Annotated in this window: 8 protein-coding genes; 3 read left to right on the top strand and 5 right to left on the bottom strand. The window is 70.2% G+C overall.

What is annotated here, in order from left to right:
- Positions 1-63 precede the first annotated feature (63 nt).
- The gene (locus ACLJRM_RS15460) at positions 64-1,062 is read left to right on the top strand and encodes a ferritin-like domain-containing protein (protein ID WP_101609091.1); all 999 of its coding nucleotides are present in this window, start codon (positions 64-66) and stop codon (positions 1,060-1,062) included.
- 57 nt (positions 1,063-1,119) lie between these two features.
- Here ACLJRM_RS15460 and ACLJRM_RS15455 read toward each other — a convergent pair whose 3' ends face one another.
- The 4 genes from ACLJRM_RS15455 to ACLJRM_RS15440 are packed head-to-tail and all read right to left on the bottom strand — an operon-like array spanning position 1,120 to position 6,224.
- Positions 1,120-1,764 carry a response regulator transcription factor gene (locus ACLJRM_RS15455; RefSeq protein ID WP_101609090.1) on the bottom strand — a complete coding sequence of 215 codons (645 nt, stop codon included), beginning with the start codon at positions 1,762-1,764 and terminating at the stop codon, positions 1,120-1,122.
- On the bottom strand, positions 1,752-2,975 hold the full coding sequence (locus ACLJRM_RS15450) for a sensor histidine kinase (protein WP_410663332.1): 1,224 nt from the start codon (positions 2,973-2,975) through the stop codon (positions 1,752-1,754). The genes ACLJRM_RS15455 and ACLJRM_RS15450 overlap by 13 nt, the downstream gene beginning before the upstream one ends.
- 10 nt (positions 2,976-2,985) lie before the next feature.
- Positions 2,986-5,478 (bottom strand): FtsX-like permease family protein, encoded by a 2,493-nt coding sequence (locus ACLJRM_RS15445; RefSeq protein WP_410663331.1) that lies wholly within the window; start codon positions 5,476-5,478, stop codon positions 2,986-2,988.
- A complete protein-coding gene (locus tag ACLJRM_RS15440) occupies positions 5,475-6,224 on the bottom strand; it encodes an ABC transporter ATP-binding protein (protein WP_101609089.1) in 750 nt (249 codons plus the stop codon). Before ACLJRM_RS15440 ends, ACLJRM_RS15445 begins: the two co-directional genes overlap by 4 nt.
- 292 nt (positions 6,225-6,516) lie before the next feature.
- Here ACLJRM_RS15440 and ACLJRM_RS15435 point away from each other — a divergent pair, with 292 nt between their 5' ends.
- Both ACLJRM_RS15435 and ACLJRM_RS15430 read left to right on the top strand, forming a co-directional pair.
- Complete coding sequence (locus ACLJRM_RS15435) at positions 6,517-6,924, top strand: neocarzinostatin apoprotein domain-containing protein (protein ID WP_410663330.1); 408 nt, start codon at positions 6,517-6,519, stop codon at positions 6,922-6,924.
- A gap of 256 nt (positions 6,925-7,180) precedes the next feature.
- Positions 7,181-8,203, top strand: a complete 1,023-nt coding sequence (locus tag ACLJRM_RS15430; protein ID WP_410663329.1) for a B12-binding domain-containing protein — start codon at positions 7,181-7,183, stop codon at positions 8,201-8,203.
- A gap of 59 nt (positions 8,204-8,262) precedes the next feature.
- Here the strand turns inward: ACLJRM_RS15430 and ACLJRM_RS15425 are convergent, their stop codons facing one another.
- A complete protein-coding gene (locus tag ACLJRM_RS15425; protein WP_410663328.1) occupies positions 8,263-9,219 on the bottom strand; it encodes a DUF1152 domain-containing protein in 957 nt (318 codons plus the stop codon).
- Positions 9,220-9,271 lie beyond the last annotated feature (52 nt).

Below are 9,271 nucleotides of genomic sequence, written 5' to 3'. Positions count from 1 at the left end.
CCTGGTGGGCGGGTACGCCCGTCGTTGTGCGCAGGCAGGACACGGGCGGGAAGGAGATCGCTCGTGTTCGGCAAGCGTTATGCCGCGTCGATGATCAATCGCAGTGCGGAGAACGAACAGGATCGCCGCCGATTCCTGCGTGCCGCGGGGGTGACCGGGCTGGGTGTCGTCGGAGCGGGGGCTCTCGGTGGCCTGGGCGGCTCCATCGCGTCCGCTGCTCCGCGCCCGGCCGTCGCACAGGCCGCGGCCGAGGGGGTCAGCGACGGCGCGGTGCTCAATTTCGCGCTCAACCTCGAGTACCTCGAAGCCGAATTCTACCTGCACGCCGTCACCGGAAAGGGGCTCGCCGACTCGCTGACCACCGGTACCGGTACCCGGGGCGGGGTCAGCGGCGGGCGGGCGGTGAAGTTCAAGACGAAGGCCACGAAGCAGTACGCCCAGGAGATCGCCGGGGACGAGAAGGCCCACGTCGAATTCCTGCGCACCGCGCTCGGATCCGCGGCGGTGAGCCGTCCGGCGATCGACCTGCAGGCCAGCTTCACCGCGGCGGCACAGGCGGCGGGCCTAGTCCGCAAGGGACAGAGCTTCGACGCGTTCGCCTGCGAGGAGAACTTCCTCCTGGCGGCGTACCTGTTCGAAGACGTCGGCGTCACCGCCTACAAGGGCGCCGCGCCGCTGATCAGCAACAAGACTTATCTCGAGGCCGCGGCCGGGATCCTCGCTGTCGAGGCCTATCACGCCGCGAACATCCGCACCGCGCTCTACCAGCACACCGGCGGCCTCCTCGGCCTCGGCTTGCTCGGCCGGGACCTCCGCGAAGCCAGCGTCAAACTCTCCAACGCCCGAGACAGCCTCGACGGCACCACCGACCTCGACCAAGGCGTCGTCGACAAGAACGGCCGGGCCAACATCGTGCCCACCGACGGCAACGGCATCGCCTACAGCCGTTCCCCCGGGCAGGTCCTCAACATCGTCTACCTGAACCCGAAGGCCGTCACCTCCGGCGGGTTCTTCCCCAAGGGCGTCAACGGCGACGTCAACACCAGCGCCGCCAACGGCTGATCGACCCGTCCGGGCCGCGCGGACGCGCGCGGCCCGGACAGGCGCCGTGGCCGTCCGTCAGTGGTTGAGGTAGGCCAGCACCGCGCGTACCCGGCGGTGGCTGTCGTCGGCGGGCGGCAGGTCCAATTTCGCCAGGATGTTGCTGATGTGTTTTTCCACCGACGCGGGGGCGAGGACGAGTTCGGAACAGATGGCGGAGTTGGAGTGGCCCTGCGCGATCAGGCCGAGGACTTCGCGTTCGCGGGCGGTGAGGGTGGCGATCCCGTGGTCGCCGTTGTTGCGGGCGAAAAGCTGCCGCACGACCTCTGGGTCCATCGCGGTACCGCCGGCGGCGACGCGCTCGACGGCGTCGAGGAACTCGTCCAGCGCGGTCACCCGGTCCTTGAGCAGGTAGCCGACGGCGCCGTTGCCGTCGGCGATCAGTTCGGCGGCATACGCGCGCTCGACGTACTGCGACAGGATCAGGATCGGTGTCTTCGGTGCACGGCGGCGGATGGCGAGCGCGGCGCGCAGGCCCTCGTCACGGAAACCCGGCGGCATCCGGACGTCCACTATGGACAGATCGGGCACGTGTTCGGCCACCGCGGCCTCGAGTTCGGGGGCGGTGGCGACCGCGGCGACGACGGTGTGCCCGGTATCGGTGAGCATCCGTACCAGTCCGTCGCGCAGCAGCAGAAGATCTTCGGCGATCACGATGCGCATGGCAGCTCCGCGTGGATGACGGTCGGGCCACCGACCGGACTGGTGATCGACAGGGTGCCGTCGAGTGCTTCGATCCGACGGCGCAGACCGTCCAAACCGGACCCGAGCGGGTCGGCGCCGCCTTGGCCGTCGTCGCGGATCCTGACCGTGAGCAGGCCGGGGGACCGGCTGATGGTCACGGTGCACGAATCCGCGGCGGCGTGCTTGACGACGTTGGAGATCGACTCGGCGGTCAGGAAGTAGGCGGCCGACTCGACCGACGACGGGATTTCGCCGAGTGCTCCCGCTTCGATTCCGATGGGGAGCGGCGCGTCGCCCGCCAAGGCCGCGAGCGCGGCGACCAGTCCCCGGTCGGTGAGGATCGGCGGGTGGATGCCGCGCACCAGCCTGCGCAGTTCGGCCAAGGCCTCGTCGAGTTGCCTGCGCGCGGTTCGCACGTCGTCCATCGCGGGCTGGCCGGAGATGCGCATCTTGCGGTCCGCCAGCGCGAGGGTCATCCCGGCGGCCACCATTCTCGCCTGTGCGCCGTCGTGCAGGTCGCGTTCGATCCGCTGGAGTTCGGCGGCCTGCACGTCCACCACGCGGCGGCGGGTGGCGAACAGTTCGCGGGCCCGCCGGGCGAGCCGGGCCCGCGGTCCCGGTTCGAGCAGGGTCGCCGCCAGCCGGGCCTGCAGCCGGGCCATCGTGACGACGAGCCACCACACCGCGGGTGCCAGCGCCAGCCCGATCACGGTGAGCGCGAACCGGCCGCCGACGGTGTTGAACAGCCAGTCCACGATCGGCGGCAGATAAGGGTTGGGCACCGCCCACAGCCACAGCGGCGCGACGATCGCGCCGAGGTCGACCACCGCGATGAGTGCGCCTGCCAGCCCGGCGACCCCGGCCAGCGGCAACAGAAGCAGCCACGCGAGGTCCCGCCAGGTCGCCGGATCCCGGATCACCGCGCGGCCGCGCGCCCACGGGTGGGCACGCGGCAACGGATCGTAGGGGGATTCGACCGCCCTGCCGAGGACCAGGCCCGCTCGCAGGCGTTCGAGCGTGGTGATCCGGCGGGTCGCCCACGTCACCGCGAGGAACGCGGGCGGACCGAGGTAGGTGAACGAGAGCACGCCGCTGACCAGCGTGGTGACCAGGGCCCACACGAAGGTGGCGGGCCCCAGCACCAGGCTGGTCAGCAGGTAGGCCAGTGCGCCGGCCCCGCGGCGGATCATGAAGGTCAACTTAGCCGTTGAGAGCGGGCAGTGACCGGCGTTTGATCACCAAGCGGGCGGGGACCGCCCCGGCGACCAGACCGAGCAGACCGACCCCGGCGATCAAAGCCAGATACCGCACCGGTTCGGCGAACAGCCGCCACTGCCCGTCCTGCGCGACGCTGAACGTGCCCACCACCGCACCGCTGATCAAGCAGCCGAGCACGAGCGCGACGATGACGGTGATGAACGTTTCCCGGCCGAGCATCCGGTGCAGCTGGCGTGCCGTGGCGCCGGCCAGCCGCAGATCGGCGAACTCGCGGCGACGGGCGCCGGTGGCGATGGCGAAGGTGTTGACCACGGCGATCGCGGTGAAGCCGAGCGAGATGACCACCATCAGCTCCCAGGCGGCCTGCTGGTTCTGGACGTCCGCCGTGCCCGCCTTCGGGTCCGCGGCGCCGGTCGCCGCGAGCGTCGGCCACCGCTCGCCGACCTTTTCGGCCAGGTCCGCCGGGCCTCGCAGGTACAAGGCACCGACGAGACCGCGGGGGTCGTGGGCGGCCACGAGTCCGGCGGGCAGGACGAGGTCACCGAAGCCGCGCCAGTTCGCGTAGACACCGACCACGGTCAGGTCGACCCGGGTGCCGTCGGCCAGCCAGAACACCGGCCGGTCGCCCATCTTCCAGCCACGTGCCTCGGCGAGCGGGCCGCTCACCGCGACCGTCCCGTCCTGCAGCGGCAGTTCGCCCGCGGTGACGCCGAGATCGAGTGCCTGCTCGCCGGTGGTCCGCAGGCCCTGGGCCGCGTAGTCCTCCGGTTTGCCGCCCTCGTCGACGACCACACGGGTGCCGACGGTCGCCGCGGACCCCGTCACCTCGGACAGTGAGGCGACCTCGGCCGCGGTCGTCAGCGGCAGGCCCGGCGCGTTGGTGGCGGCTACCCGCACGGTCGCCGTCGCGGTCCGCGCGGCCTGCTGATCGGCGGTGACCTTGGTCAGGATGTCGCCGTTGAGCAGCATCGTGGCGTTGATCGCGAACATCAGGGTCAGCGGGATGGCGACCCCGACGACCCGGCGGCTCTCGGCGCGGGTCATCGCGCCGGCGAGACGGCCGAGCACCCCGGTGACGGCGCCCAGCCGGGACACCACGGCGGTCAGCGCGCCGACCGCGATCGGCCCGAGCGCGGCGACCGCGCAGAGCAGCAGCGAACACGAGACGAAGCCCATGCCCATGCCGAACTGGCCGCCGAGCGGGACCAGGGTCAGCACCGCGGCCGCGCCACCGGCCAGTACGACCGCGGCCACCACCCGCGGCACCCAGCCGATGTGGCCCGCGGTGACCGTTTCCCGGAGTGCCTGGGTCGGCGCGATCCGCGTCGCCCGGCGGGCCGCGATGCCGGTGGCGGACACCGTCACCAGCAGACCTGCCAGTACCGAGGCGATCAGCACCGGCACGTTCAGCGACACGGTGAACTGCGGCGGTACCGCGCCGAGCTCCCGGAACCGGGCGGCCACCAGTTCCGCCACCACGATCCCGATCGGCAGTGCGGGAACGGCCGCGACCAGGGTCACGAGCGTGATCTCCAGGCGCAGCATGCCGCGCAGCTGCCTCGGGGTGGCACCGGCCGTGCGCAGCATCGCCAGTTCGCGCAGCCGTTGCCGGACCGCGAGCGACACCGTTCCGGTGAGCACGAACACCGCCGCGAACCCGGTGATACCGAGGACGAAACCGAAGATCGAGATGGCACCGATGTAGTCGGGCACCGCGCCGGGGAGATCGGCGGTCACCTTGTCCGCTCCGGTGTGGACGGTCGCCGTGGCACCGAGCCGATCCCGCAAGGCGGTGAGACCGGCCTCCGAACCGCGGACCACGACGGCGGTGGGCCCGGTCAACCCGGACACCTCGGCGACCTGGGAATCCGCGACGAACACCGCCGCCTGGCCCGGAACGTCGCCGCCGACCACACCGCTGACCCGAAGCTCGCGGACCCCGGAGCGGCTGGTCACTCGCACCGTCTGCCCGACACGGACACCGAACCCGCCCTGGACCACGACTTCGCCGGGTCGCGGTGCGGCGCCGTCGCTCAGCGGATACGGGGTCACTTCGGCGGACGCCCAGCCGTGCGCCACGGTGGCGGCGTCCGGTGCGCGGAGCGGTTCGCCACCGAGGTCGAGCGCGACCGGGAACGCGTAGTCCGCGATCGCCGTGGTCACACCGGGAGTGCCGGCGACCGTTTCGACGACGGTGGACGGCAGCGGTTCCGCGCCGGTGAGCCGCTCGTCCTTCGTCTTGACCTTGACCTTGTCGCCCTTGTCCTCCTCGGTGGTCAGGGTGATCGAGCGGTGCCCGGCGACCACGGCGTCGGCACCCCCGAAGCGATCGGAGCCCGGGCCCGCGGTCAGGACCGACCACAGCAGCAGGCCGCTGCCCGCGATCAGGGCGACCGCGAGGAAGGCGGTCAGGAGAGTGCCGACGAAGGAGCCGAGGCGATGCTTGACGCTCGCCACCGCCAGTTTCACGATCATTTGGTCAGCTCCATCATCCGTGCCGAAACCTGCTCCGCCGTGGGAGCGGGCAACTCGCCCGCGACCCGTCCGTCGGCGAGGAACACCACCCGATCCGCCCAGGCCGCCGCCGCCGGATCGTGGGTGACCATCACGATCGTCGCGCCGAATTCGTCGACGAACCGGCGCAACAGGGCCAGCACCTCGCGACCGGTGGCGAGGTCGAGCGCGCCGGTCGGCTCGTCACCGAAGATCACCCCGGGGCGGGAGGCCAGCGCGCGGGCGAGGGCGACCCGCTGCTGCTGCCCACCGGACAGCTGACCCGGCCGCGCTTTTTCCCGGCCGGCGAGCCCCACACGCGCCAACAGCTCCTTGGCCCACTCGCGGTCCGGGCGCTTGCCTGCCAGCTGCTGCGGCAGCAACACGTTGTCCCACACCGACAACGAGTCGACGAGGTTGAACGACTGGAACACGAACCCGACGTGTGCCCGCCGAACCGCTGTCAGCTTCGGCTCGCGGAGCCCGGCGATGTCCTGCCCCGCGAGCACGACCCGGCCGCTCGACGGCCTGTCCAGCCCGGCGGCGCAGTGCAGCAGTGTCGACTTGCCCGAGCCCGACGGCCCCATCACCGCGGTGAACGAGCCTCGCCCGAACCCGACGGTGACGCCGTCGAGCGCCCGCACCCCGCCAGGGTGCACCTTCGTGACGTCGGCGAGCTCGACGACATCCCGCGGCGGTGCGTCCTTCGAATCCTGTACCAGAACCATGGTGAGGAGTCTGATCGAGCGCGGGGCGCGAACCCACCGAGGAGACAATGATCTCCGAGGTAGGGCTAGCCCTACCTCGGAGGGCGCGGGCGGCACCGCCGCGGCGGGACAGGACCTCCGGTGCTGCGAGGCGGCCGGTTTCAGGACCGAGGAACGTGACAAGATCTCGATGGCGGTCAAGAAGGAATATGACAAGGAAAGGGCCGCCTGAATTCCTCTCACTGTCGGCGGTTGACGCCCTTCCGGCGTCGACGGCAGACTTATTCCGGTAAGTTTCCGTGGAGGGGGACCAATGAAATCATCGAGTCTTGCCGTAAAGGGTGCGCTTGTCGCCCTGATCGCCGTGCTGGGCCTCGGTAGCACGTTCTTTGCCGCAGCGGCAAGGGAATCGGACTGGACGCTGACCGTTTCGCCGTCGACGAATCTCGCCGCGGAGCAAATCGTCAGTGTCGGCATCAGTGGCTTCACGCCGAATCGGCAGACGATGCTGCTCGAATGCACGATAGAGGGAGACTGTTACACCATCGGATACCCGATTTCGGATGCGAACGGTGGTATGTCGACCACGGCCACGGTCTTCCGGTATCTGTCCTGGGACGAGCTGGACTACGATTGCAAGGCTCCGGGCGGAGGATGCGAGGTCATCGCCGCCGATCTTGACACGGGCGAGCTGAAGAAGGTGCCACTTACCTTCCTCTAGGGGCGTTCAGCGGGCTTGCTTCAGGTAGGATCGGACCTCGGCGGAGCCTGGCCGAGGTGACCGATCGCGTCGTCGTGACGGCCGATTTCGTGGCAGATGTCCCCGAGGGCGCAGATGACCGCGATCTTCCGCAAGGGTCGCTGAACCGGCGTAATCCGGTAACGGCGAGTGCCGGTTCAGCGACTCCGAGTCTGACAGGTTTCCGCACCGGCACTATCCCGAGGAGGGGTCGCCGAAATGCCCTCCCGGTCACCACATGGCTGATGACGCGACGCGAAGGCCGAGAGACGCGCTGCTGCGGGCAGCGGTGTCAGGGGACGAGACGGCCGCGAGGAAGGCCGCGCTGGCGGGCCTGGACGCGGGGCTGGGGGCCGAGACCGTCCTGCTGGAGATCATCGGCGGGGCGCAGCGCCGGATAGGCGAACAGTGGGCCACGAACCGGCTCACGGTCGCCCAAGAGCACGCCGCGACGGCGATCAACGAGCGGGTCGTCGTCAGCCTCGGCATCGCTGTCGGCCGTCCACGGCCGCATCTGCCCCGCGTCGTGGTGGCGTGTGTGGATGGGGAATGGCACGTACTGGCGGCCCGGTTGCTGGCCGAAGTGCTGATATTGCGTGGTTTCCAGGTCGACTTCCTCGGCGGGCAAGTGACCCCGCCGCATTTGATCGCGCACGTGAGGAGCACCAAACCGCAGATGGTGGCGCTGTCCGGTTCCCTGGCGCCTCGTCTGCCGACAGCGCATACGACCGTTTGTGCCTGCCACGGCGCCGGAACGGCCGTCGTGATCGGCGGCAGCGCCTTCGGCCCGGACGGGCGTTACGCGTCGATGCTCGGCGCGGACCTGTGGGCGCCGGGCCCGCGCGAGGCCGCGGTCGAGCTGGCGCGGGCACTTCCGGTGAGTCCCCGTGACACCCATCGGCCGATCGAGGATCTGCCCCATTTGGCGGACCAGGAGTACACGCTCGTGACGCGGCTCCGACCGCGGCTGGTGCGCGCCATGCGAACCGTGCTCGACGTCTTCCCCCGCGACCACGATGACCGCGCCTGGTTTCGCGACAGCTTGACGCAGATCGTCGACTTCCTCGGCGCGGCGGTCTATGTCGGCGAATCGCGGCCGTTCGCCGAACATCTCGAATGGCTCGAAGGGTTTCTGGCGGCGCGGGGGATCACCGACGGGTTTCTGAGCCCGGTGCTCGACACCTTGGCCGAGGAACTACGTGACTTTCCCCGCACTCTTCGGATCCTGTCGGAGGTACGTCGTGAAGTGCCCGGCCGGTAGGCCGGTGTGGCGTGGCCGGGACCAGTGGCTCCTCAACCGCATTTCCCTTCACGACTCGATCAGTGCGGAAAGGCCTGCCCCGGCCGCAGGAGCACGGTGTCGCGGTGGTCCGTGATGGCCCGCGCCACTTCGAGCATGGTTTCGGTGTCCCGCAGCCTGTCGAGGTAGCCCACGGACGCGGCGAGCATCCTCAGGTCGACGGTGAAGTACATGCCCATCAGCGGGTTCACGAACAGTTCGCTGCCCGCCGTGCGCGAAGTGAACGCCACGTTCCCGAACTCTCCTCGCAGGGCCGCCGCGATCTGCCCGTTCACGATGCTCGGCCGGATCGGGGTGGCCGCTTGCGCGTGCGCGACGGCATCCCGGTAGGCCTGCGCTTCCGGTGACGCGGAAGGGATCGACAGCGCTCCCAGGTAGCCACCGGCCCGGTCGAGCGCGGCCAGGTTCTCCAGCACGTGGGAGTGGCACACGCCGTGATAGGAGTCGATCCCGAAACCCAGGCACGCCACGAGCCTGTCGACGTCCTCGATCGCGGAGACGGCGGCAAGGCTGGTCATGTCCTCTTCGGGCGTCCCGAGCCCGGACTCGTCGCCGCGCATGAGAATGTCCGTGCCGCCGTCCACCAGCACGATCGCGTCCACGCCCAGATGCCGCACGAGCGCGCGATAGGCCGCCCGCAGCCGCCGGACCCCGGTGCGGGGGAACGCGTGCACCGTCGATGGCAGGCCCTGATCGCGTAGCCACCGGGCGAGCGTGCGTTCGGGGAAGTAGTCGTCGCTGCCCACGCTGTCGGCCCCGACGGCCGCGACATCCGGTGCCACCCAGTCGTCCAGATCCAGTCGCGCGAGTTCGCTGAACGACAGGTTCGCCAGGTGCACCCGCTTGCCTTGGGCTCGTAACGCGAAGGCCAGCGGCAGAGCCGCGTAGACGTCGAATCCGCCACCTGCCCCGGCCAGAAGGACATTCGACGCCGGTTTCAACCGGGCGAACAACGGCGGCTCCGCCAAAGAGAACACCTCCCCATCGTAGAGAGTGCCGCCGCGGCCGGTGTGCTCTTCGGGGCCGGCC

This window comes from Amycolatopsis sp. lyj-84 (genome assembly GCF_046549075.1).
Classification (GTDB): domain Bacteria; phylum Actinomycetota; class Actinomycetes; order Mycobacteriales; family Pseudonocardiaceae; genus Amycolatopsis.
Note: the sequence above shows the minus strand (reverse complement) of the source record. Positions and strands in the feature narration are given on the sequence as shown.